Source organism: Streptomyces sp. NPDC055189 (assembly GCF_053606765.1).
The window spans coordinates 58541-82819 of sequence record NZ_JBSGSG010000004.1; the positions used below are offsets into that span (position 1 = coordinate 58541).

The window sequence follows — 24279 nt, forward strand, 5'->3', positions numbered from 1 at the left end:
GACCACGGGGCGTGACGAAAACTGGCCGGATCGGTTCGCAACCCCTTCCCCCATCACGCTCCGTGCGGGACGCTCCCCCTGACGGCAAGGCTTTGAGGAGGCATCAAGTGGTCGACGCGGATCAGACGTTCGTCATTGTCGGAGGAGGTCTCGCGGGCGCGAAAGCGGCCGAGACACTCCGGTCCGAGGGCTTCACCGGCCGGGTGATCCTCATCGGCGACGAACGCGACCACCCGTACGAGCGCCCACCTTTGTCGAAGGGGTACCTCCTGGGCAAGGAGGAGCGCGACACCGTCTTCGTCCACGAACCCGCCTGGTACGCGCAGTCGGACGTGGAGCTGCATCTCGGCCAGACCGTCGTCTCCATCGACCGCGCCGCCAAGGCCGTCCACCTCGGTGACCGGGCCGTCATCCACTACGACAAACTCCTCCTGGCCACCGGCGCCGAGCCGCGCCGCCTGGACGTCCCCGGCACCGGCCTGGTGGGCGTGCACCACCTGCGCCGGCTCGCGCACGCCGACCGGCTGCGCCAGGTTCTCGCCGGTCTCGGCCGGGACAACGGCCACCTGGTGATCGCCGGTGCGGGCTGGATCGGCCTCGAGGTCGCCGCCGCCGCGCGGACGTACGGCGCCGAGGTCACCGTCGTCGAGCCCGAGACCACCCCGCTGCACGCGGTGCTCGGCCCCGAGATCGGCCAGATGTTCACCGACCTGCACGCCGAGCACGGCGTGCGCTTCCACTTCGGCGCCACGCTCACCGAGATCGCGGGCCAGGACGGCATGGTCCTCGCCGCCCGCACGGACGACGGCGAGGAGCACCCGGCGCACGACGTGCTCGCAGCGATCGGCGCCGCACCGCGCACCTCGCTGGCCGAGGCCGCGGGACTCGAGATCGCCGAGCGGGCGCACGGCGGAGGTGTCGTGGTCGACGCCTCCCTGCGGACCTCGGACCCGGACATCTACGCCGCGGGCGACGTGGCCGCCGTCCACCACCCGCTCTTCGACACCAGACTGCGCGTGGAGCACTGGGCGAACGCCCTGAACGGCGGCCCGGCCGCGGCCCGCGCGATGCTCGGCAAGGACGTGGCGTTCGACCGGGTGCCGTATTTCTTCTCCGACCAGTACGACGTGGGCCTGGAGTACTCCGGCTGGGCGCCGCCCGGGTCGTACGACCAGGTCGTGGTCCGGGGCGATGCGGGCAAGCGGGAGTTCGTCGCCTTCTGGCTGAGCGAGGGACGCGTCCTCGCGGGGATGAACGTGAATGTGTGGGACGTCACGGACACCATCCAGAAGCTGATCCGCACGGGCGCACGACCGCCCGCCGAGTCGCTCTCGGACCCGTCCGTCCCCCTGGAGTCGCTGCTCGGGTGACGGGGCAGGGCGGGAGTGTCGGAGCAGGGTCGTAGTATTCCAACGTGGCTGGCAGGATCAATGACGAGGACGTGAAGGCGGTTCGGGACGCGGTCCCGATCGACGCCGTGGTCTCCGACTACCTCCAGCTGCGGAACGCGGGCGGAGGCAACCTCAAGGGCCTGTGCCCCTTCCACGACGAGAAGTCACCGTCCTTCCAGGTCAGCCCGGGCAAGGGTCTCTTCCACTGCTTCGGCTGCCAGGAAGGCGGCGACACGATCGCCTTCGTGATGAAGATCGACCACCTCACCTTCTCGGAGACGGTCGAGCGCCTCGCCGCCCAGGCGGGCATCACGCTGCGGTACGAGGAGGGCGGGTACAACCCCACCAGCCAGCGCGGCGAGCGCATCCGCCTGGTCGAGGCCCACAAGATCGCCGCGCAGTTCTACATCGACCAGCTGGAGAGCCCCGAGGCCGAGATCGGCCGGAAGTTCCTGGCCGAGCGCGGCTTCGACCAGGCCGCCGCCGCGCACTTCGGCGTCGGCTACAGCCCGGCGGGCTGGGACCACCTCACCCGGTTCCTGCGCGGCAAGGGCTTCTCCGACAAGGAGCTCATCCTCTCCGGCATCTCCCAGGAGGGCCGCCGCGGTCCCATCGACCGCTTCCGCGGCCGGCTGATGTGGCCGATCCGCGACATCAGCGGCGAGGTCGTCGGCTTCGGCGCGCGCAAGCTGCGCGAGGACGACAACGGCCCGAAGTACCTCAACACCCCCGAGACGCCGATCTACAAGAAGGGCCAGGTGCTCTACGGAGTCGATCTGGCCAAGAAGGAGATCGCCAAGACCTCCCGCGCGGTCGTCGTCGAGGGCTACACGGACGTCATGGCCTGCCACCTCGCCGGTGTCACCACCGCCATCGCGACCTGCGGCACCGCATTCGGCGGCGACCACATCAAGATCCTGCGCCGCCTCCTGATGGACAACGGCTCGGCCCGGGTGATCTTCACCTTCGACGGTGACGCGGCGGGCCAGAAGGCCGCCCTGCGCGCCTTCGAGGACGACCAGAAGTTCGCCGCCGAGACGTACATCGCCATCGCGCCCGAGGGCATGGACCCCTGCGAGCTGCGCCTGGCCAAGGGGGACGGGGCCGTCGCCGACCTCGTCGAACCCCGCACGCCGCTCTTCGAGTTCGCGCTGCGCCAGATCGTCGGGCGGTACGACCTGGAGACCCCCGCGGGCCGCGCCGCCGCCCTGGACGAGGCGGCGCCGGTCGTGGCCCGCATCAAGAACAGCGGCGCGCAGCACGAAGTGGCCGTACAGCTCGCGGGGATGCTCGGCATCATGGACACCCAGTTCGTGGTCAAGCGCGTCGGCCAGCTCGCGCGCTGGGCCCGCGACCGGGGCGGCCGGGGCCCGGCCCCGCAGCAGCAGCGGCCGCACCAGGGCCAGCAGCACACGGCCTCGGCGCCGTCCGCGCCCTCCGGCCCGGCGCTCACGCTCCGCAGCCCGGCGCACCGCACCGAGCGCGAGCTGCTCAAACTGGCCCTGCAACGCCCGGAGCTGGTCTCCCCGGCCTTCGACGCGTATGGGGTGGACGAGTTCACCGCCCCGCCGTACGCAGCGGTGCGCCAGTGCGTGGAGGAGGCGGGCGGCGCGGAGGCGGGCATCCCCGAGCCGCAGACCTACCTCGCCCGCGTCCTGGACGCCGCACCGGACAACACGGTCCGCGCCATGGTCACCGAGCTGGCCGTCGAGGCGATCCTGCGCAAGCAGGTCGACGAGATCTACGCGGGCATGCAGCTCGTCCAGGTCAGGCTGCGTGCCGTCGACCGCCGCATCCGCGATGTCCAGGGCAGCCTGACCCGCCTGACCGCCCAGGGCGACGCCGCTCAACTGGCGGCCGTGCAGAACGAGTTGTGGGTCCTCCAGCAGTACGGCAGGGCGCTTCGCGAGCGCGGCGCAGACGCTCTCTGAGGTTCACGTAGCGCGGGACTGGTTACCCGCGGGGTAACCACGCGGTTACGGACCGGACTCAAAAAGTCACCGCACGCCCCTCGTGGCGGCCGTGTGTCGTGCCCCACACTGGGTTGCGGTGCCTGAGTCCTCGGAGCGCGGCCGGCCCGCAGACAGCGGATGCGGATCCGGTGAACCCGCGATTCCACACATCGTGTTCGGGACGGACAGCGGCGAGGCCGTCGAAGCCGATCCCGCTGTACCGCTGCCGCACGCCTCAGCAGCGATCATCATGGAGGTCGCCCCCGTGCAGACCCAGACCCTCACCCAGACCGAGACCGCCGTTGCCGCGGAAGCGGAGGCGGAGGCGGATACGGACGTCATCGCGGCCGTGCCCCCACAGAGCCGCGCCGCACGGCACCCGGAAGCGGGGCCCGAAAGCCCCGAAGCGGAGACCATCCCCGACCCGCGGGAAGCCCCGGAGGCACTCGAACCGGAGAGCGGCACGCTGCCGCTGCCGCCCGCCCCCCGCGGCCGCGCCGACACCGGCGGCCCCTCGTCCGACCTGTTCCGGCAGTATCTGCGCGAGATAGGCCGCATCCCGCTGCTCACGGCGGCGGAGGAAGTGGAACTCGCGCGCGGTGTGGAGGCCGGTCTCTTCGCCGAGGAGAAGCTGCGCCTTGCCACCGACCTGGACTCACAACTCGCCCTTGATCTGGACAAGTTGGTCGTCATGGGCCGCATGGCCAAGCGCCGCCTGATCGAGGCCAACCTCCGCCTGGTCGTCTCCGTCGCCAAGCGGTATGTCGGGCGCGGACTGACCATGCTCGACCTCGTCCAGGAGGGAAACCTCGGCCTGATCAGGGCCGTCGAGAAGTTCGACTACGCACGCGGCTACAAATTCTCCACGTACGCGACCTGGTGGATCCGCCAGGCGATGTCGCGGGCCCTCGCCGACCAGGCCCGCACCATCCGCGTCCCCGTGCACGTCGTCGAGCTGATCAACCGCGTCGTCCGCGTCCAGCGCCGCATGCTCCAGGAGCGGGGCTACGAACCGACCCCCGAAGAGGTCGCCGCCCAGCTCGACCTGCCGCACGAGCGCGTCAGCGAAGTCCTGCGCCTGGCCCAGGAACCGGTGTCGCTGCACGCGCCCGTGGGCGAGGAGGACGACGTCGCGCTCGGCGACCTCATCGAGGACGGCGACGCGACGAGCCCCGTCGAATCGGCGGCGTTCCTGCTGCTGCGCGAACACCTGGAGGCGGTGCTCTCCACGCTCGGCGAGCGCGAACGCAAGGTCGTCCAGCTGCGCTACGGCCTCGCGGACGGCAGGCCCCGCACCCTGGAGGAGATCGGCCGGATCTTCGGCGTGACACGCGAACGCATCCGCCAGATCGAGTCCAAGACCCTCAACAAGCTGCGGGACCACGCCTTCGCGGACCAGCTTCGGGGCTATCTGGACTGAGGCTCAGGTCGGCTGAACCCCGGTCCCGCCCTCAGTCGACCTCGGCCACGGCCTGCGCGAACTGAGCGGCATACAGACGGGCGTAAGCCCCTTCCTGCGCCAGCAACGCGTCATGCGTGCCCTGCTCGACGATCGCGCCGTCCTCCATCACCAGGATGGTGTCCGCGTCGCGGATCGTGGAGAGCCGGTGGGCGATGACGAACGAGGTCCGCCCGTGGGCGAGCCGCGACATCGCCTTCTGGATGAGCACCTCGGTGCGGGTGTCGACCGAACTCGTCGCCTCGTCGAGCACCAGGATCACCGGGTCGGAGAGGAACGCCCGCGCGATCGTGATCAGCTGCTTCTCGCCCGCGCTCACCCCCGTGCCCTCGTCGTCGATCACGGTGTCGTAGCCGTCGGGCAGCGTGCGGCAGAAGCGGTCGGCGTGGGCCGCCCGCGCCGCCTCCTCGATCTCCTCGCGCGTGACGTCCTTGGCGGCTCCGTACGCGATGTTCTCGGCGATGGTGCCGCCGAACAGCCAGGTGTCCTGGAGCACCATGCCGATGCCGGAGCGCAGTTCGTCGCGCGACATCTTCGCGATGTCGACCCCGTCCAGGGTGATGTGTCCGCCGGTGACCTCGTAGAACCGCATCAGGAGATTGACCAGCGTGGTCTTGCCCGCGCCGGTCGGTCCGACGATGGCCACCGTGTGACCGGGCTCGACCTTCAGGGACAGGTCCTCGATGAGCGGCTTGTCCTTCTCGTAGCGGAAGGAGACCCGCTCCATCTCGACCCGGCCGCGCAGCTGGTCGGGGCGCTCGCCCGGCACCGGGTCGGCCTCCTGCTCCTCCGCGTCGAGCAGCTCGAAGATCCGCTCGGCCGACGCGACACCGGACTGCACCAGGTTCGCCATCGACGCGACCTGCGTGAGCGGCATCGAGAACTGCCGCGAGTACTGGATGAAGGCCTGCACGTCACCGATCGACAGGGCGCCGGACGCGACCCGCAGACCGCCCACCACGGCCACGAGGACGTAGTTGAGGTTCGACATGAAGAACATCAGCGGCTGCATGGCCCCGCTGTTGAACTGCGCCTTGAACCCGGCCTCGTACAGCGCGTCGTTCTGCTCGGCGAAGGCCTTCGCCGACTCCTCCTGGCGCCCGAAGACCTTCACCAGGGTGTGCCCGGTGTACATCTCCTCGATGTGCGCGTTGAGCTTGCCGGTGGACTTCCACTGCTGCACGAACTGCGGCTGCGACCGCTTGCCGACCTTCGTCGCCACGAAGAACGAAAGGGGCACGGTGACCAGGGCCACCAGGGCGAGCAGCGGCGAGACGTAGAACATCATCACCAGTACGCCGACGATGGTGAGCAGGGAGTTCACCAGCTGGCCCATGGTCTGCTGCAGGGTCTGGCCGATGTTGTCCAGGTCGTTCGTCGCCCGGCTGAGCACCTCGCCGCGCTGCCGCTTGTCGAAGTACGAGAGCGGGAGCCGCGACAGCTTCGCCTGCACGTCGCCGCGCATATGGAAGACGGTCTTGTTGATCGCACGGTTCGAGAGCCGCGTCGCCACCGCCATCAGCAGTCCCGCGATCAGGAACGCGCAGAGAGCGAGCAGCAGGACTTCGCCCACGGCGCCGAAGTCGATGCCCTTGCCCGGCGTGAAGTCGACCCCGGAGAGCATGTCGGCCATGCCGCCGTCGCCCTTGTCGCGCAGGCCCTCGATGGCCTGGTCCTTGGTGATGCCCGCCGGCATGTCACGGCCGACGATGCCCGCGAAGAGCAGGTCGGTCGCCTTGCCGAGGATCTTGGGGCCGAGCACGCTGAGCGCCACGCTGAGCACTCCGGCGGCGAGCATCCCGTACATCGTGGTGCGCTCGGGCCTGAACTGCGCGAGCAGCCGTTTGCCGGACCCCTTGAAGTCCATCGACCGGGAGTCCGGCCCCATCATCTGTCCGCCACCCGGACCGGCCATTACGCGGCCTCCGCTTCCGTCAGCTGGGAGAGCACGATCTCCCGGTAGGTCTCATTGCTCTCCATCAGCTCGTGATGGCGTCCCGTCCCCACGACCCGGCCCTCGTCGAGGACGATGATGCGGTCGGCTTCCCGGATCGTCGCCACGCGCTGGGCGACGATCACGACGGTCGCCTCGGCGGTCTCGCGGCCGAGCGCGGCGCGCAGGGCGGCGTCGGTCGCGTAGTCCAGGGCCGAGAAGGAGTCGTCGAAGAGATAGATCTCGGGGCGCTGCACCAGGGTCCGCGCGATCGCGAGCCGCTGGCGCTGGCCGCCGGAGACGTTCGTGCCGCCCTGCGAGATGGGCGCGTTCAGCCCCTCTTCGAGACCTTCCACGAAGCCCTTGGCCTGGGCGACCTCAAGCGCGTGCCAGAGCTCCTCGTCCGTCGCGTCCGGGTTCCCGTAGCGGAGGTTGGTGGCGACCGTGCCGGCGAAGAGGTACGGCTTCTGCGGGACCATGCCCACCGTCCGCGCCAGCAGCGCGGGCTCGATGGTGTGCACCGGGACGCCGTCCACCAGGACCTCGCCCTCGGTGCTGTCGATGAGCCGCGGCACGAGGCTCAGCAGCGTCGACTTGCCGCTGCCGGTCGAGCCGATCACGGCGGTCGTCTCACCGGGCCGCGCGACCAGGTCGACGGCCTTGATGACGGGCTCCTCGGCGCCGGGGTAGCGGAAGCCCGCGTCGCGGATCTCCAGGTGGCCGTGGCTGCGCAGCTCCGTCACGGGGGAGGCCGGGGGCACCACGCTGCTCTCGGTGTCCAGGACCTCCTCGATGCGCTCGGCGCAGACCTCGGCGCGCGGCACCATCATGAACATGAAGGTGGCCATCATCACGGACATCACGATCTGCATCAGATACGCGAGGAACGCGGTGAGCGCCCCGATCTGCATGCCGCCGCTGTCGATGCGGTGCGCGCCGAACCAGACCACGGCGATCGACGAGACGTTCACGACCGTCATGACGATCGGGAACATCAGCGCGAGCAGCTTGCCGGTGCCGAGCGACACGTCGGTCAGCTCGGAGTTGGCCTTGCGGAAGCGATCCTTCTCGTAGTCGTCGCGGACGAAGGCGCGGATCACGCGGTTGCCGGTGATCTGCTCGCGCAGCACGCGGTTCACGGTGTCGAGGCGCACCTGCATGGTGCGGAAGAGCGGGCGAAGGCGCTTCACGATCAGACTCACGCAGATCGCGAGTACGGGCACGACCGCGACCAGGACACCCGAGAGCGGTACGTCGAGCCCGAGGGCCATGACGATGCCGCCGACGCACATGATCGGCGCCGACACCATCAGCGTGAACGACATCAGGACCAGCATCTGTACCTGCTGGACGTCGTTCGTGGTCCGGGTGATCAGCGACGGCGCCCCGAAGTGCCCCAACTCGCGGGCGGAGAACGACTGCACGCGGTCGAAGACGGCGGCCCGGACGTCGCGGCCGAGCGCGGAGGCGGTGCGGGCGCCGTAGTAGACGGCGCCCACGTTGCAGACCACCTGGGCGACGGTGACGGCGATCATGATGCCGCCGAACGAGAGGATGTAACCCGTGTCGCCCTTTACGACACCCTTGTCGATGATGTCGGCGTTGAGGGTGGGCAGGTAGAGCGAGGCGCAGGTCTGCAGGAACTGCAGCAGCACCAGCAGGGCGATGGGCTTCTTGTACGGGCCCAGGTGGGCCCGAAGGAGTCGTATGAGCACGGAGTCTCTTCGAGAGGCGTGGGCGGGGTTCTTGGCGAGGTCGCCCCCATACTCCGGCACCGCACCCGGGTACGTGCAACCGATTAAGCCATGACCCGGTAAAAATATGGGCTGGGTCAAGAAGTGGTGTGCTCTTCTGCGGGTGCGTCGTGGCTGATCGCGCAGTTCCTCGCGCCCCTAGAAGCCGCTCGCTTCGAACGCCCCCGGATGCGACTGCTCGCGCACTGTCCGGTACTGCTGGCGCACCGCCTGGCCCACGGAGTGTTCCTCGCCCGGCTCGAAGACCTGTGCCGATGCCCCCTGCCAGTACGGCAGCTGGCCGTTCAGTGCCCAGGCCGCCTGGCGTGCCGCGCCGATCGCCGCGTAGTCCGCAGGCTGCGGCACCACGACCTGCGTGCCGAACAGCATCGGCGCCGCGGCCTGCACCGCGGGCAGCTCGGCCGCCGCGCCGAGCAGGAAGACCCGGCGCACCTCCACGCCACGGCCCCGCAGCACGTCGAGCGCGTCGCCGAGCCCGCACAGCATGCCCTCGAACGCGGCCCGCGCCAGATGCTCGGGCCGCATCGACTCGCGCCGGAGGCCGGTCAGGGTGCCCGCCGCGTGCGGCAGATTCGGCGTCTTCTCGCCCTCCAGATACGGCAGGAGTACGAGCCCGTGCGCACCCGGCGTCGACTTCATGGCCAGCTCGGAGAGTGCTTCGAGGTCGGCCGCCCCGAGCATCTCGGCGGCGCCGCGCAGCACGCGCACCGCGTTCAGCGTGTGCACCACCGGCAGATGCATGCCGGTGGCGTCCGCGAGCGAGGTGATGGTCCCGCTCGGGTCGACGAGCGCCTCGTGGTGCACGGCCATCACGGAACCCGAGGCCCCCAACGAGACGACCGCGTCGCCCTGTTGCACCCCGAGCCCGAACGCCGCCGCCATCGTCTCGCCGGTCCCCGCCGAGATCAGCAGCCCCTCGGGCGTCGTCCCTGCGGCCTCTGCGGGGCCGATCACCTCGGGCAGCATCGCCTGGTGCCCGAGCGCGAGATCGACGAGATCGGGGCGGTACGAACCGGTCGCCGCCGACCAGTAACCGGTCCCGGAGGCGCCGCCGCGGTCGGTCGTGCGCCGCGCGGGCCTGCCGAGCAGCTGCCACACCAGCCAGTCGTGTGCCTGCATGAGGGCGGCGACGCGCTGCGCGGCCTCCGGCTCGGACTTCGCCAGCCAGCGCAGCTTCGTCACGGGGTGGGCCGCCTGCGGGACGCAGCCCACGGCCTGTGCCCAGGCCTCGCGGCTGCCGAGTCCGTCGATCAGATCGGCGGCGGCGACCTGCGCCCGACGGTCGTTGCCGACGAGCGCGGGCCGCACCGTGTTGCCGTGCCGGTCGAGGGGGACGACCGCGTTCTGCTGCGCGGAGACGCCGATGGCCTGCACGCCTTCGAGCAGACCGCCGCCGGCCGCCTCGCCGAGAGAGAGCAGCCAGGCCTGCGGATCCACGTCCGAGGGGCGCCCGCCGTCGGGGTTCTCCGTCGGATGCGGGGCATAGCCCTGCTTGAGTACGGCACCCGTGTCCGCGTCACAGACCACGATGCGTGTGAAATCGGGCGAACTGTCCAACCCTGCGACTATCCCCATGCCTGGAATTCTGCCGCACCGCGCGACGTGTCCCGTACCTCAGCTCCCGGGAGTTGTCCCGGCTACGTGTTGCTGGTGCCCCAGTCGTCCTCGCCGCTGCCCTGCCCGCGCTCGCGCAGCGAGCGCACCCGGTCGCTCACCGAGTCGGGGACCCGGTCGCCCACCTTCTCGGACACGGAGTGGAAGGCCTTGCCCGCCACGTCCCTGCCCTGCTGGGTCGCGGACTCGACGGTGTTGCGCACGGCCGGGTTCTGCGCGATCTCCCGGGCGGACTTCTTCAGCTTCTCGTAGCGCTCGCGGCCGGCCCGGGTACCGAGCACGTACCCGAGAGCCAGACCCGCCACGAATGTGAGCCGGTAGCGCATGTCTGCCACCCTTCCCTTACGTCGGCGTCGAGCGTCTGTTCGCTCGTCTGCTGGTCTGTGTCGGCGGTGGGGGGATACCGATTGGCGGAGCACCCCCCTGCTTGCGCTAATGTATGTGTCGCAGCGACCGCCCGCCGCCTGGAGAGTTCCCGGTTCGGTGCGATCGATGCAAACGAGACGATCCCCTGTAGCTCAATTGGCAGAGCAGCCGGCTGTTAACCGGCAGGTTACTGGTTCGAGTCCAGTCGGGGGAGCTCGGTCTCCTGTAGCTCAATTGGCAGAGCAGCCGGCTGTTAACCGGCAGGTTACTGGTTCGAGTCCAGTCGGGAGAGCAAGTGAGAAGGGCCCTTGAGATTCCACTCAGGGGTCCATTTTCATGCCTGGTGGAACCATGCGGGCAGCCCTGCGGTCCTCATGGTCGAGCGATGCCGACCATCCGAAGCAGGAGATCGTATGAGCGGCTATGCTGCGGCAGACGGCGCGCACAAATGTGCGCGACGCGCCGTTAGGGGCGGTAGCTCAGCCGGTTAGAGCAGCGGACTCATAATCCGTCGGCCGTGGGTTCGAGTCCCACCCGCCCCACCGAAGCGCTGGGGCGCAGGAACGATTCCACCTGCGTCAACAGTGCAAACCTCCTGGTCCTGCTCTTTGCGGTGACATCCGGGTGCGGGACAAGCGGTGGCCCCGCCGATCGGCGCGGGGTGCCACCGCGTCCCGTCGCTTGTGGCTCCGGCCCTCAGACGCGCTCCAGGACCACGACCGGGATCGACCTGTCGGTCTTGGTCTGGTACTCGTCATAGGCGGGCCACGTCGCGGCCATGGTCCGCCACATCCCCGGCTTCTCGTCCGCCGTCGCGGTGCGCGCGCGGGCGGTGAAGCGGTCGCCCTTGATCTGCACCTGCACCTCGGGGTCCGCCTCCAGATTGCGGAACCAGAGGGGCGGGGTGTCGGCTCCGCCGTTCGAGGCGACCACGAGCACCGCGTCTCCGTGCGGCCGGTAGATCAGCGGGGTGCTGCGCTGCTCGCCGCTCTTGCGGCCGGTCGTGGTGAGGATGAGCACCGTGGTGCCCTGCCAGTCGTGGCCTTCCTCGCCGTCGGTCTCGACGTAGCGCTTGACGTGTTCCTTGCCGAACAGCATCTGCTCTCTCCTTCGTGTCTCGTCCTCGCGGGCTCGCGCCGGGCCGGCCCACGTCATGGACACCCTGCGCTTTCCCGCCCGCCCGGCGCCGAACCGACGCGCCCGATCACGAAGTGAGCTTCCTGATCGTGAAGCGGGCATCAGGTCCGTGATCCGGGGAACCCGGGCATCATGAAGATATTGATCGTCCTGGTGGTCATAGGCCTTGCCGCGGCCTGGTATCTGCAGTCACGGAAGCGCCGGTGAGCGCGCACACCGGACGTACGTCCGCCGCACCGGTGACCGTGCATCCGCCGCTGGGCACGGGTGGCCGCAGGGTGACGGTCGAGGGGGAGATCCTCGGCCTCGCGCACTGCGATGCCGATGTCGTCGAGTTCCTGCGTCAGGCCGGGCTGACGGACGCGGAGGGGCTGCTCGACGATCCCGGCTGGGTGAAGTGGCGGGGCGGGGACGCGCATCACTACGAGGCGGCATGAGCGGCGCCTGACGCCCGGCGGCGAGACGTTCCGCAGAGGTGTCGCCCGGCAGGGGATCGGACGCGGGGCAGTGGATCTTGGCGTTCGTCATTGGCATATGCCAAAAGGTGGGCGGGGTGATCGCGAAGCCTGGTGCGGGGGTAGCGTCTGTTAGCGTAGAACTGGCTTGTCCGATGAGCCGATTGACACTACGGGGAGGTCCGTCGATCGCGCATTGCGGACGGCGTATTCAAGGTCTTAACGGGGATTCACTAAATACATTTCGCGGTCTCACTCTCTGGAAAGATCTGCGTCGACGTCGGCTCATGCGTGTGCAACAGGCGATGGGTTGATTTTCTCACCGGTAGTAATAACCGGCTCCTGGCTCTCCGGAACCTGGAGGATCCATGACGCGTGTTGTACGCGCGCTCATCGCCAGCGATCAACTCTGGCTGAGCGACGCGGTCGCAGGGCTGCTGGAGACACAGGGTAGTGCCGCTGTTGTCGGCTGGTCCGCCGACGACGGTGAAGTGGAATCCCTGGCTGGTGAGTTACAACCCGATGTCGTCCTTATTGCAATGCGTACGGGAACCGCGGGACCTCTCATCAGACGCGTCCGTGTCAGATCGCCTTCCGCTCGAGTGGTGGCGCTGCAATTGGGTCGGCGTCCGGACGCCCGACTGCAACTTATGCGCGCCGGTGCGCACTTCTTCATTCCGTGGTCCGCCAGGCTGGGAGATGTTCTCGACGTACTGCACGGCGCGGTGCCGGATACGTCGGCACAGGTTTCGTCCCCGATCCTGACCGAACGGGAGCAGCAGGTCCTCAACTTCGTCGCGCGTTCCTGGACCAACCGGCAGATCGCCAAGGAACTGCAGTTGAAGGAGGGGACCGTGAAGCGGCATCTGCACAGCGTCTTCCAGAAGTTAGGGGCCACGTCCCGGCTGGACGCCGTCACGAAGGCGGTGCGCGCCGGCCTCCTGTCGGGCCTGCAGGTTCCGGACGTCGCCTCGTGACCGTGACGGGCCACGATCCGGCTTCCACCTGCTGGCCTTGGTAGTTGACGATTCTCTGACCTGGATCTGCCGGACTCTTCCGCAGGTAAATACTCCCCGATCCTGAATTGACACAAGTCTGACATGGAGGCCATTGAGATCCTGACCTCGGGCGAAGAAACTTATAACTAGCTTCCAAAGTATTGCGCCTTCAGCCGGTGCACGGTGTGAAGCGATGCCCCCGAGCCCGTTCACGGGCACGGGGGACTTTTCATGGCCCGAGTCGGCGGATTCTTCTTCCGTGGGCCTGGCTTTTGCCCCCGTACGCCTGCCCCCGGAGGGACTTATGAAAGCGCGGAAACTTGCGGTCGAAGGCGCGATCGAGTTCACCCCGCGTGTGATTTCGGACGCGCGTGGAGTGTTTGTTTCCCCGTTCCAGCGCGAGGCCTTCGAAGAGGCGAAAGGCGGGGAAATGTTCCGCCTGGCGCAGAGCAATCACAGTACTTCTCGCAGGGGTGTTGTCCGTGGAATTCATTACACCCTCACGCCGCCGGGTTCCGCGAAATATGTGTACTGCCCGCAGGGCAGGGCCCTGGACATCGCCGTCGACATCCGGATCGGCTCACCGACCTTCGGCAAATGGGAGGCGACAGTCCTGGACCCGGTCGAATTCCGCGGCGTGTACCTGCCCGTCGGCGTCGGCCACACCTTCATCGCGCTGCAGGACGACACCGTCATGTCCTATCTGATGTCGGAGTCCTACGTGGCCGAGCACGAACTGGCGGTCAACGTCCTGGACCCCACGCTCGGCCTGCCCGTTCCCGACGACATCGACCCGATCCTCTCCGAGCGGGACACGGTCGCTCCCACCCTCGCAGAAGCCCGGGAGCGCCGGATGCTGCCGGACTACCGGGACTGCCTCGAACTGGAGGCGTGGCTCAGCCGGGCAGGGCAGCGCGACGAGCCCCCGGCGCCGGGGGGCGCGCGACAGGCGGCGGAAGGCATGCCGGGGGAGCGGGGAGTGACGCGGGCTCGCTGAGCCGGGTCCCTGGCCCCTCATCCCGAGCGATCACCGATATCGGAGGAGCAGTCCATGGACGCAGCAGTCATTGTGGTGGGCGCGGGCCCGACAGGTATGACGCTTGCCGCCGAACTGAGGCTGGCGGGTGCGGAAGTCATCGTGCTGGAGCGGCTCGCGCAGCGGACGGGAGAGTCGCGTGGGCTGGGATTCACGGCCCGCACGATGGAGGTCTTCGCCCAACGCGGGCTCCTTCCCCGCTTCAAGGGCCTCGAACTCAACAACCTGGGGCACTTCGGCGGGCTCCCCGTGGACTTCGGCGTGCTGGCCGGACACCGTGCGGCCAAGGCGATCCCCCAGTCGGTCACCGAAACAGTGCTGGAGGAGTGGGCCGTCCAACTGGGTGCCGACATCCGCCGCCGTCACGAGGTGCTCTCGCTGCGCCAGACCGACGAGGCGGCCGAGGTCACGGTGCGCGGCCCCGAAGGGGAGCAGACACTGCGCGCCCGCTACGTGGTGGGCTGTGACGGCGGACGCAGCCTGATACGCAAGAAGGCCGGGTTCGAATTCCCGGGGACCTCCGCGACCCTGGAGATGTTCCTGGCGGACGTAAGGGGCGTCGAGCTCGAGCCGCGGTTGATCGGGGAGACCCTCGCCGGCGGCATGGTCATGGTCGGTCCCATGCCCGGCGGGGTCACGCGCCTGATCATCTGTGAGCGCGGCACACCGCCCCAGCGGCGTACGACGCCGCCGTCCTGGGAAGAGGTTGCCACGGCGTGGAAGCGGCTGACCGGGAGCGACATCTCGCACGCCGAGCCCGTGTGGCTGTCCTCGTTCGGGGACGCCACCCGGCTGGCCACCGAGTACCGCAGGGGCCGTGTGCTGCTGGCAGGGGATGCCGCGCACATCCATCTGCCTGCCGGCGGCCAGGGGATGAACACCGGGATCCAGGACGCGATGAACCTCGGCTGGAAGCTCGGAGCGGTGGTACGGGACCGCGCGCCGGAGGGCCTGCTGGACTCGTACCACGCCGAGCGGCATCCGGTCGGGGAGCGGCTGATGCTCAACACCCGAGCGCAGGGACTGCTTTTCCTGTCGGGTCCGGAGGTGCAGCCCGTACGGGATGTACTCGCTGAACTGATCCGCTACCCCGAGGTCAGCCGGCACTTGGCCGGAATGGTGTCGGGCCTGGAGATCCGCTACGACGTCGGCGGCGGGTCGAGCCCGCTGCTCGGTTCGCGCATCCCGCCGGCCGAGCTGACGCGACGGGCCGACGGCTCGGCCGGCGGGTCCGCGACCGACACCCACCGGGAACTGCACCGCGCTCGCGGAACTCTTTTCGACTTCGCCGACAGTGCCAGGCTGCGCGAGCGCGCGCGCCCCTGGCGGGACCGGGTCGACATCGTCACCGCGGCCCCCCGCGACCAGGAAGCGGCGGCCCTGCTGCACGGTACATCGGCGGCGCTCGTCCGCCCTGACGGCTACGTCGCATGGGCGGCGCCCGGTACGCACTGTGGGCTCAGCGCCGCGCTGAACCGCTGGTTCGGTCCCGCGGCCCCGTCGGCGACCACGTGAGCCCAGCAACTCATCGATTCCCTACCCGGCCGGAGAGAACGAGGAAGAGCATGTACAGCACACTGATCGTGGCCCGCATGGAGCCCGGTGCGAAAGCGGACGTGGCGCGCCTGTTCGATGCCTTCGACGAGACGGAGATGCCCCACCTCATGGGCACCCGTCGACGCCAGCTCTTCGCCTATCGAGGGCTGTACTTCCACGTACAGGACTTCGACGGCGAGAACGGTGGCCAACGGATCGAGGAAGCCAAGGACGACCGGCGCTTCACCGCCATCAGCGCCGACCTGAAGCCGTTCATCCAGGCGTACGACCCCGCCACCTGGCGCTCGCCGGCCGACGCCATGGCCGAGCGCTTCTATCACTGGAGGGCCGGCGCGTGACGGACAAGCGCGTGGTCGTGACCGGAATGGGCGTGCTCGCGCCGGGCGGCACGGGGACGAAGGACTTCTGGAGTCTGCTGAGCGAGGGGCGCACCGCGACCCGGGCCATCACCTTCTTCGACCCCACGCCCTTCCGGTCCCGGGTGGCAGCGGAGATCGACTTCGACCCTGAGGTCCACGGCCTGAGCCCCCAGGAGGCCCGCCGCATGGACCGGGGCGCGCAGCTGGCCGTCGTCGCCACGAGGGAGGCACTCGCCGACAGCGGTCTCGACCCGGGGGGCCGCAACCCGCACCGGATGGGCGTCAGCATCGGCACTGCCGTCGGGGCCACCATGGGCCTGGACACCGAATACCGGACGGTCAGCGACGGCGGCAGGCTGGAGCTGGTCGACCACACCTACGCCGTGCCCCACCTCTACGACTACCTGGTCCCCTCCTCGTTCGCCGCCGAAGTGGCCTGGACCGCGGGGGCCGAGGGCCCGGCCACGGTCGTGTCCACGGGCTGCACCTCCGGAATCGAGGCGGTGAGTTACGCGGCCGAACTGATCCGGGAGGGTTCCGCGGACGTGATGGTGGCCGGTGCTTCGGACGCGCCCATATCGCCGATCACCATGGCGTGCTTCGACGCGATCAAGGCGACGACCCCCCGTTGCGACGAGCCCGGCTCGGCGTCGCGGCCCTTCGACGGGACACGCAACGGGTTCGTACTCGGTGAGGGCGCCGCCGTGTTCATCCTCGAGGAACTCCAGGCGGCGCGGGCCCGTGGGGCGCGCGTGCACGCGGAGATCGCGGGCTTCGCCACCCGCAGCAACGCGTACCACATGACCGGGCTGCGCCCCGATGGAGCCGAGATGGCCGAGGCCATCCGCGTCGCACTGGACGAGGCACGGCTCGATCCGGCCGACATCGACTACGTCAACGCGCACGGCTCGGGCACCAAGCAGAACGACCGGCACGAGACGGCGGCGTTCAAGTCGGCGCTGGGCCACCACGCCTACGACGTACCCGTCAGCTCCATCAAGTCCATGATCGGGCACTCCCTCGGCGCCGTCGGCGCTCTGGAGATCGCCGCGAGCGTGCTGGCCATGGAGCACGACACCGTCCCGCCGACGGCCAACCTCCACACTCCCGACCCCGAGTGCGACCTGGACTACGTCCCGGTGACGGCAAGGGAGCAGCGGACCGACACCGTGCTCACCGTGGGCAGCGGATTCGGCGGGTTCCAGTCGGCCATGCTGCTCAGGAGCGGGAAGAGGAACGCCGCGTGAGCCGGAGAACCGTCTTCACGGGCATCAGCGCCGTCGCACCCAACGGCCTGGGGACGCGCGCGTTCTGGGACGCGACCTGTGCGGGCACCAGCGGCATCGGCCCGGTCACCCGTTTCGACGCGAGCGGCTATCCGGCGACGCTCGCGGGAGAGATCAGCGGCTTCACCGCCGGCGAGCATCTGCACTCCCGCCTCATTCCGCAGACGGACCACATGACGCAGATGGCGCTCGCGGCGACGGACTGGGCGCTCGCCGACGCGGCCCTCTCGCCGCAGGACCAGGAGCCCTTCGACATGGGAGTGGTCACGGCCAGTTCCTCGGGGGGATTCGAGTTCGGACAGCGGGAGCTGGCCAAGCTCTGGAGCCTGGGCCCGGGAAGAGTGAGCGCCTACCAGTCGTTCGCCTGGTTCTACGCCGTCAACACCGGCCAGATCTCCATCCGTAACGGGATGAAGGGCCCGAACGCCGTCGTCGTCAGCGACCAGGCGGGCGGTCTTGACGCGCTCGCCCACGCACGGCGGCTGATCCGCAAGGGCAGCCGGATCGTCGTGTCGGGCGCCGTGGACGCCTCGTTGTGCCCCTGGGGCTGGGTGGCTCAGCTCACCAGCGGCAGGGTTTCCACGGGCAGCGACGCGCAGACGGCCTTCCTGCCGTTCGACGCGCGGGCCGCGGGACATGTGCCGGGCGAGGGCGGCGCCATCCTGATCACGGAGGAGGCCGCCGCCGCCAGGGAGCGCGGTGCCCGCGTGTACGGCGAACTCGCGGGATACGCCGCCACCTTCGACGCCAGACCGGGCAGCGGGCGGCCCGCCGGATTCCGGCGCGTGATCGAACTGGCCCTGGAGGACGCGGGGGCGACGCCCGGCGACATCGATGTTGTCTTCGCCGACGCGGCTGCCGTGCCCGAGCTGGACCGTGCCGAAGTCAACGCACTGACATCGGTCTTCGGCCCCGGCGGGGTCCCCGTCACCGCGCCGAAGACGATGACGGGACGCCTCCACTCGGGCGGTGCACCGCTGGACGTGGCCGCGGCGCTGCTCTCGCTCGGCGAGGGCATCATCCCACCCACCGTTCACGTCGAGACAGCGCCCGACTACGCGATCGACCTGGTCACCGGTACCGCACGGCGTAGGGACCTGCGCGCGGCGCTCGTGCTGGCGCGTGGCCAGGGCGGCTTCAACTCGGCCGCCGTCATCCGCCGCGCCGACTGAACGAGGCCGGCTGCCCCGGCGCACCCCACGACCACCCCCCTCAACGTCCATCCCCTCCCCTATCGGAAGGACCCATGCCGTCATGGAACAGCCAAAGTTCACCGTCGAACGCCTGAAGGAGATCCTCGTCGAGGTCGCGGGAGCCGACGAGAACGTCGACTTCGACGGCGACATCCTGGACACCGACTTCGAAGCGCTCGGCTACGAGTCCCTGGCGCTGCTGGAGACCGGCGGACGCATCGAGTCCGAGTTGAAGATCACCCTGGCGGACGACGCGTTGATCAACGCGACCACTCCCCGCGCCCTCGTGGACCACGTCAATGCCGAGCTGGTGAGTCTCACCGCCTGACCGAAGGAGAAGGCCATGGAACGAACGAACCAACCCCTCGCTCTCGTCACCGGCGCCACCAGCGGAATCGGGCTCGCCGTGGCCCGGCTGCTGGGCGAAGGCGGCTACACAGTCTTCCTGGGAGCGCGGAGCGCCGAAAGCGTTCAGGCAACGGTCAAGCAACTGCGCGAGGAGGGCATCAGCGCCGACGGCATGCCCATGGACGTGCGATCCGACGCCGACGTCAAGGCGTTCGTCGCCGGAGCCGTCGGCCGGTACGGCAGCGTCGACGTACTGGTCAACAACGCGGGCCGCAGCGGCGGCGGCGTTACGGCGGACATCACGGACGAGCTGTGGCACGACGTGATCGACACCAACCTCAACAGCGTCTTCCGCGTCACCAGGGAGGTCCTCGGTACCGGACGGATGCGGTACAAGAGCAAGGGCCGCATCATCAACATCGCCTCCACCGCAGGCAAGCAGGGCGTGGTGCTCGGCGCCCCGTACTCGGCGTCCAAGCACGGGGTCGTCGGTTTCACCAAGGCGCTGGGCAACGAACTCGCCCCGACCGGCATCACCGTCAACGCGGTCTGCCCCGGCTACGTCGAGACCCCCATGGCACAGCGGGTCCGCCAGGGCTACGCCGCGGCATGGCAGACGACCGAGGACGCCGTGCACGCGAAGTTCCGGGCCAAGATCCCGCTCGGCCGGTACTCCACGCCGGAAGAGGTCGCGGGCCTGGTCGGCTACCTGGTCTCCGACACCGCCGCCTCGCTCACCTCGCAGGCGATGAACGTCTGCGGCGGCCTGGGCAACTTCTGATCCCTTCGAGCAGCAGGCCGCGAACGGCCTCCAACCGAGGAGCAGTACATGTCTCAGCACGGTCCGCGCGATGTGGAGCACACCGTCACGGTCTCGGCACCTGCCGAAACCGTCTACCTGCTGCTCGCCGAGGTGCGGAACTGGCCCCGGATCTTTCCCCCCACCATCCATGTCGACCAGATCGAGCGCGAGGGGAACGAGGAACGGATACGGATCTGGGCGGTGGCCAACGGCGAGCCCAAGAACTGGTCGTCGCGTCGCGTCCTGGATCCGGAACGGCGCCGCATCGGATTCCGCCAGGACGTTTCGACCCCACCCGTCGCCGAGATGGGCGGCGAGTGGATCGTCGAGGAGCTGTCGCCCGCCGAATCCCGGATACGACTGCTGCACGACTACCGCGCGATCGACGACGACCCCGCGGACCTGGACTGGATCGACCGGGCCGTGGACTCCAACTCCCGAGCCGAACTGGCCTCGCTCAAGGGCACTCTGGAGGCCGCGCACGCGGCCGAGGAGCTGACGTTCTCCTTCGAGGACACCGTCCGCGTCGCCGGCAGCGCCAAGGACGTCTACGACTTCATCAACGAGGCCCACCTGTGGTCCGAGCGGCTGCCCCACGTGGCCAGGGTGAAGTGCGAGGAGAAGGCGCCTGGCCTCCAGACCCTGGAGATGGAGACCAGGGCGAAGGACGGCTCGACCCACACCACGGTCTCCCACCGGGTGTGCTTCGACGCCCGGGGCATCGCCTACAAGCAGGTCACGCTGCCGGCGCTGATGACCCTGCACACCGGCTACTGGACCTTCGACGAGGACGACGACGGGAACACCGTGGCGTCCTCCCAGCACACGGTCACGCTCAACCCCGCCAACATCGCCGCTGTGCTGGGATCCGACGCCACGGCCGAAGACGCCCGGCAGTACGTGCGCAACGCGCTGAGCACCAACAGCCTGGCCACCCTCGGCCATGCCAAGGAGTACGCGGAGCTGCGGCGTTGAGCCCGGCCGGCGGGCTCGACACCGAGATTGTCGTCGTCGGAGCCGGCCCCGTCGGCCTGCTGCTCGCCGCCGAACTGCGGCTGGGCGGTGCCTCGGTCACCGTGCTGGAACAGCGGCTCGCCCCCACCACCGAATCCCGCGCCTCCGTTCTGCACGCGCGCACCATGGACATCCTCGACAGCGCGGGGCTGCTCGAGCGGTTCGGGCAGCTGCCCGGCACACCGCGGGGCCACTTCGGCGGCATGCCCCTCGACCTGAGGACGCCGGGACCTCACGCCGGACTGTGGAAGATCCCGCAGACGCGCACCGAAGAGCTCCTTGAGGAGTGGGCCCGCGAACTGGGTGCCGGGATTCGCCGTGGCCACCGGCTGACCTCCCTGACGGTGCGCCCGGAGTTCGTCGAGGTCGGTTCGGAGACCGGAGGCGGCGCCGGTCGGCTGCGCGCCGGCTACGTCGTCGGTTGCGACGGCGAGCACAGCACAGTGCGCCGGCTGGCCGGTGTCGCCATGGCGGGGCAGGAGGCCCGCAGGGAGCTGCTGCGGGCCGACGTGAGCGGGGTCCATATCCCGGCGCGCAGGTTCACCCGCTCGGCGCGCGGGCTCGCCAACGCGGCTCCGGGCCCTGACGGGATCACCCGGGTGATGGTGCACGAGTTCGGCAGGCCACCCGGGCGGCAGCTCACGGACGGGGACTTCGCTGAGGTCGGTGCGGCATGGCAGCGGGTGACCGGGGAGGACATCAGTGCCGGGACCCCGCTGTGGGTCAACTCCTTCACCGACGTCAACCTGCTGGCCGATCGCTATGTGGCGGGCCGGGTGCTGCTGGCGGGCGACGCGGCCCACCGGCAGATGCCCGTCGGCGGGCAGGCCCTCAACCTCGGCCTCCAGGACGCCTTCAATCTGGGCTGGAAACTCGCGCTCCGGGCGCGCGGTCCGGCCGACGACGGACTGCTGGAGAGCTATCACGAGGAACGGCACGCCGTGGGGCTGCACACTCTGGGCAACATCCACGCCCAGGCCCAGCTGCTGCTGGGCGGGCCCGAGTCGGAGGGGCTGCGCGCGCTCTGGCGGGAGCTCCTCGACGGCGAGGGCGAGGGCAACGCCGGCGGGGACACTCGTGCCCGGCTGGCCGGCCTCATCTCCGGCCAGGACACCCGGTACGCGCATGACCCTTCGGGGCACCCCCTGGTGGGCCGCCCCGTGCCGCACACCCGACTGGTCCTGGCGTCGGGGGAGACCACCACGCCCGCCGCCTTGTTGCGGAGCCGGCGCGGCCTGCTCCTGCACCTGAGCGCGGACGGCTCGTCCGGCCCAGCGGGGCGGGAGGCCCTGGACTGGTCGGACCGGGTGATGACGGTCGCTGCCACCGCGCCGCGCGGCGCGCCCCTGGCTGACTGCGGCGCGCTGCTCGTCCGGCCGGACGGCCACATTGCCTGGGCCGGCGATCGGGAAGGCCGGAGCCTGCCCGAAGTTCTGCGGCGCTGGTTCGGGCCGCCCTCCGCACGGAGCGCCCCGGCAGCGAACCCCACGGGCGTACGGAAGCCCACCAGCAAACCGACCAGCAGACCGACCAGCAGACCGAAACGAAGGGAAGGCCGCATGGCCCAGCTCACAGGACGAACCGCACTGGTCACCGGGTCGAGCCGCGGCATGGGGCGGGCCATCGCGCTCCGCCTCGCCTCCGAGGACGCGCTCGTGGTGGTGCACTGCGCCACCGGCGAGGAACAGGCCGCACGGACCGTGGAGCGGATCGAGGAGGAGGGCGGCAGCGCTTTCGCCGTCGCCGCGGACCTTGCGGCCCCCGGCGGTGTGCACGAACTGTTCCTCGCGCTGGAAGAGGGGCTCACCGAGCGCACCGGGTCCAACGGGCTCGACATCCTGGTCAACAACGCGGGCGTCATGGGCGGGGTCAAGCCCGAGGACACCACACCCGAGGAGTTCGACCGGCTGATCGCGGTCAACGCGAAAGCGCCGTTCTTCCTGATTCAGCGGGCGCTGCGGAACATGCCTGATGGCGGCCGCATCGTCAACATCTCCTCGGGACTCACCCGCATGGCCAACCCGCAGGAGATCGCCTACGCGATGTCCAAGGGCGCGCTGGAACAGCTCGCCCTGCACTTCGCCAAGCACCTGGGCCCGCGCGGGATCACGGTCAACAGCGTCGCACCGGGGATCACCCGCAACGACAGCCCCGTCTTCTCGATGCCGGAGGCCGTCGAGCAGATGGCAGGGATGTCCGCCTTCAACAGGGTCGGCGAACCGGAGGACATCGCCGACGTGGTGGCGTTCCTCGCCTCGCCCGAGGCGCGCTGGGTCACCGGCGCCTTCCTCGACGCCAGCGGCGGAACGCTGCTCGGCTGACGAGAACGGAGACCTGATATCTGATGCGTGTCCTATTCACGATCATGCCGGCGGCATCCCACCTCCAGCCCACCGTGCCGCTGGCCTGGGCCTTGCAGAGCGCGGGGCACGAGGTGTGCGTGGCCAGCCACCCCGACATGAATGACGTCATCACCAGCGCCGGGCTGACCGCTGTATCGCTCGGCCAGGCGGAGGATCTCGGGGCCCTGATGCGCGGCGCCGGGGACAATCTGATGCTGGAGGAGATCACCGAGGCGCTGCGCATCGACCCGCAGGACCTCAATTTCCGCAACGCCCTGCGCCATTACCAACTGGCGGCGTTCTCGCTGTACTACCCGGGGAAGCCGCACGCGCCCGGATACCGGCCGTTCGCCGATGATCTGGTCGAATTCGCCCGGGCCTGGCGTCCCGACCTGGTCCTGTGGGACCCGCTGAGTTTCCCGGGGCCGCTGGCCGCGCGCGCCTGCGGCGCCGTACACGGGCGGTTGCAATACGGCCTTGACTACACCGCGTGGGCGCGGCAGCGGTTCGCCGAACTGGCGACCGCGGCAGGCCGCCCCGCCGGTGAGGACCCGATGGCCGACGCCATGCGGCCCGAACTCGACCGACTCGGCGAGGAGTTCGACGAGGAGCTGGTGCAGGGGCAGTTCACCGTCGATGTCGTGCCGCCGCGGATGCGGCTGCCGCTGGACCTGACCTGCGTACCGATGCGGCGGGTTCCCTACGACGGCGCGCACATGTACCCGCAGTGGCTCCACGAGCGACCCGAGCGCCCCCGGGTGTGCCTGACCCTGGGCCTGAGTACCCGCAAGTTCCTGGCCGCCGACAGTGTGGCCCTGGTCAACGACCTGTTGGAGATGGCGTCGGGAGTGGACGCCGACTTCGTCGCCACCCTCGACGCCGCCCAGCTCAAGAACGTCAGCCGCGTCCCGGACAATGTCGCCGCGCTCGACTACGTGCCCCTGAGCCTGCTGCTGCCGTCCTGCTCGGCCATCGTGCACCACGGGGGCGGCGGCACCTTCGCGAGCGCCGTGACGTACCGGGTGCCGCAGCTCATTCCCTCGCCGGGGGAGGGCGGCGACCGGCTGGCCTACGCCGACTACACCCACGAGCGCGGTGCCGGACTGAAGCTCGGCAGGGGCGAGTTCACCGTGCCCGAGCTGCGCAAGCAGATCCTGCGACTGCTCCACGAGCCCGCCTTCAGGCAGGGCACCGACGATCTGCACGCCGACATGCTCGCCACCCCGGCCCCGCAGGAGGTCGTTCCCATCCTGGAGCGGCTTGTCGCGGAGCGCGGGTGCTGA

At 69.6% G+C, this 24279-nt stretch carries 20 protein-coding genes and 3 tRNA genes; 18 read left to right on the forward strand and 5 right to left on the reverse strand.

The window, feature by feature from the left end; all coding sequences use genetic code 11:
* The first annotated feature begins 107 nt into the window (after nucleotides 1–107).
* The 3 genes from ACWFR3_RS04620 to ACWFR3_RS04630 all read left to right on the forward strand — a co-directional run bounded on the left by ACWFR3_RS04620 (nucleotide 108) and on the right by ACWFR3_RS04630 (nucleotide 4763).
* Nucleotides 108–1370, forward strand: coding sequence for an NAD(P)/FAD-dependent oxidoreductase (locus ACWFR3_RS04620; RefSeq protein ID WP_453733077.1), 1263 nt, complete (start codon nucleotides 108–110; stop codon nucleotides 1368–1370).
* Nucleotides 1371–1414: 44 nt separating this feature from the next.
* The gene (dnaG, locus tag ACWFR3_RS04625; protein WP_453733078.1) at nucleotides 1415–3322 is read left to right on the forward strand and encodes a DNA primase; all 1908 of its coding nucleotides are present in this window, start codon (nucleotides 1415–1417) and stop codon (nucleotides 3320–3322) included.
* Between the two features lie 118 nt (nucleotides 3323–3440).
* A complete protein-coding gene (locus ACWFR3_RS04630) occupies nucleotides 3441–4763 on the forward strand; it encodes an RNA polymerase sigma factor (protein WP_453733079.1) in 1323 nt (440 codons plus the stop codon).
* A 31-nt stretch (nucleotides 4764–4794) separates the two neighbouring features.
* Here the strand turns inward: ACWFR3_RS04630 and ACWFR3_RS04635 are convergent, their stop codons facing one another.
* The 4 genes from ACWFR3_RS04635 to ACWFR3_RS04650 all read right to left on the reverse strand — a co-directional run bounded on the left by ACWFR3_RS04635 (nucleotide 4795) and on the right by ACWFR3_RS04650 (nucleotide 10429).
* Nucleotides 4795–6717 carry an ABC transporter ATP-binding protein gene (locus ACWFR3_RS04635; RefSeq protein WP_453733080.1) on the reverse strand — a complete coding sequence of 641 codons (1923 nt, stop codon included), beginning with the start codon at nucleotides 6715–6717 and terminating at the stop codon, nucleotides 4795–4797.
* Nucleotides 6717–8450: an ABC transporter ATP-binding protein gene (locus tag ACWFR3_RS04640; protein WP_453733081.1), complete on the reverse strand. Its 1734-nt coding sequence runs from the start codon at nucleotides 8448–8450 to the stop codon at nucleotides 6717–6719. The genes ACWFR3_RS04635 and ACWFR3_RS04640 overlap by 1 nt, the downstream gene beginning before the upstream one ends.
* Before the next feature lie 177 nt (nucleotides 8451–8627).
* The gene (locus ACWFR3_RS04645) at nucleotides 8628–10064 is read right to left on the reverse strand and encodes a xylulokinase (protein ID WP_453733082.1); all 1437 of its coding nucleotides are present in this window, start codon (nucleotides 10062–10064) and stop codon (nucleotides 8628–8630) included.
* A 62-nt stretch (nucleotides 10065–10126) separates the two neighbouring features.
* Nucleotides 10127–10429, reverse strand: coding sequence for a YtxH domain-containing protein (locus ACWFR3_RS04650; RefSeq protein WP_453733083.1), 303 nt, complete (start codon nucleotides 10427–10429; stop codon nucleotides 10127–10129).
* 181 nt (nucleotides 10430–10610) lie between these two features.
* Here ACWFR3_RS04650 and ACWFR3_RS04655 point away from each other — a divergent pair.
* From ACWFR3_RS04655 to ACWFR3_RS04665, 3 genes are all read left to right on the forward strand, one after another.
* Nucleotides 10611–10683 (forward strand) — tRNA-Asn (locus ACWFR3_RS04655).
* Between the two features lie 5 nt (nucleotides 10684–10688).
* A tRNA-Asn gene (locus ACWFR3_RS04660) sits at nucleotides 10689–10761 on the forward strand.
* A 176-nt stretch (nucleotides 10762–10937) separates the two neighbouring features.
* Nucleotides 10938–11011, forward strand: a tRNA-Ile gene (locus ACWFR3_RS04665).
* Nucleotides 11012–11165: 154 nt separating this feature from the next.
* On the opposite strand, the gene ACWFR3_RS04670 is transcribed toward ACWFR3_RS04665, so the two are convergent.
* On the reverse strand, nucleotides 11166–11567 hold the full coding sequence (locus ACWFR3_RS04670; protein WP_453733084.1) for a nitroreductase family deazaflavin-dependent oxidoreductase: 402 nt from the start codon (nucleotides 11565–11567) through the stop codon (nucleotides 11166–11168).
* Nucleotides 11568–11809: 242 nt separating this feature from the next.
* On the opposite strand from ACWFR3_RS04670, the gene ACWFR3_RS04675 reads away from it, so the two are divergent.
* From ACWFR3_RS04675 to ACWFR3_RS04730, 12 genes are all read left to right on the forward strand, one after another.
* Nucleotides 11810–12043 carry a hypothetical protein gene (locus ACWFR3_RS04675; RefSeq protein WP_453733085.1) on the forward strand — a complete coding sequence of 78 codons (234 nt, stop codon included), beginning with the start codon at nucleotides 11810–11812 and terminating at the stop codon, nucleotides 12041–12043.
* Nucleotides 12044–12429: 386 nt separating this feature from the next.
* Nucleotides 12430–13038 (forward strand): response regulator transcription factor, encoded by a 609-nt coding sequence (locus tag ACWFR3_RS04680; protein ID WP_453733086.1) that lies wholly within the window; start codon nucleotides 12430–12432, stop codon nucleotides 13036–13038.
* A gap of 325 nt (nucleotides 13039–13363) precedes the next feature.
* Nucleotides 13364–14056: a dTDP-4-dehydrorhamnose 3,5-epimerase family protein gene (locus tag ACWFR3_RS04685; RefSeq protein WP_453733087.1), complete on the forward strand. Its 693-nt coding sequence runs from the start codon at nucleotides 13364–13366 to the stop codon at nucleotides 14054–14056.
* 54 nt (nucleotides 14057–14110) lie between these two features.
* Nucleotides 14111–15610 carry an FAD-dependent monooxygenase gene (locus ACWFR3_RS04690; protein WP_453733088.1) on the forward strand — a complete coding sequence of 500 codons (1500 nt, stop codon included), beginning with the start codon at nucleotides 14111–14113 and terminating at the stop codon, nucleotides 15608–15610.
* A gap of 50 nt (nucleotides 15611–15660) precedes the next feature.
* A complete protein-coding gene (locus tag ACWFR3_RS04695; RefSeq protein ID WP_453733089.1) occupies nucleotides 15661–15990 on the forward strand; it encodes a TcmI family type II polyketide cyclase in 330 nt (109 codons plus the stop codon).
* Nucleotides 15987–17258 carry a beta-ketoacyl-[acyl-carrier-protein] synthase family protein gene (locus ACWFR3_RS04700; RefSeq protein WP_453733090.1) on the forward strand — a complete coding sequence of 424 codons (1272 nt, stop codon included), beginning with the start codon at nucleotides 15987–15989 and terminating at the stop codon, nucleotides 17256–17258. The genes ACWFR3_RS04695 and ACWFR3_RS04700 overlap by 4 nt, the downstream gene beginning before the upstream one ends.
* Nucleotides 17255–18469, forward strand: a complete 1215-nt coding sequence (locus ACWFR3_RS04705; protein WP_453733091.1) for a ketosynthase chain-length factor — start codon at nucleotides 17255–17257, stop codon at nucleotides 18467–18469. Before ACWFR3_RS04700 ends, ACWFR3_RS04705 begins: the two co-directional genes overlap by 4 nt.
* A gap of 82 nt (nucleotides 18470–18551) precedes the next feature.
* The gene (locus ACWFR3_RS04710; protein ID WP_453733092.1) at nucleotides 18552–18818 is read left to right on the forward strand and encodes an acyl carrier protein; all 267 of its coding nucleotides are present in this window, start codon (nucleotides 18552–18554) and stop codon (nucleotides 18816–18818) included.
* A 15-nt stretch (nucleotides 18819–18833) separates the two neighbouring features.
* Nucleotides 18834–19619 (forward strand): SDR family NAD(P)-dependent oxidoreductase, encoded by a 786-nt coding sequence (locus ACWFR3_RS04715; RefSeq protein ID WP_453733093.1) that lies wholly within the window; start codon nucleotides 18834–18836, stop codon nucleotides 19617–19619.
* Between the two features lie 48 nt (nucleotides 19620–19667).
* The gene (locus tag ACWFR3_RS04720; RefSeq protein WP_453733094.1) at nucleotides 19668–20615 is read left to right on the forward strand and encodes an aromatase/cyclase; all 948 of its coding nucleotides are present in this window, start codon (nucleotides 19668–19670) and stop codon (nucleotides 20613–20615) included.
* Nucleotides 20612–22975, forward strand: a complete 2364-nt coding sequence (locus ACWFR3_RS04725; RefSeq protein WP_453733095.1) for an SDR family oxidoreductase — start codon at nucleotides 20612–20614, stop codon at nucleotides 22973–22975. Before ACWFR3_RS04720 ends, ACWFR3_RS04725 begins: the two co-directional genes overlap by 4 nt.
* A 23-nt stretch (nucleotides 22976–22998) precedes the next feature.
* Complete coding sequence (locus ACWFR3_RS04730; protein WP_453733096.1) at nucleotides 22999–24279, forward strand: activator-dependent family glycosyltransferase; 1281 nt, start codon at nucleotides 22999–23001, stop codon at nucleotides 24277–24279.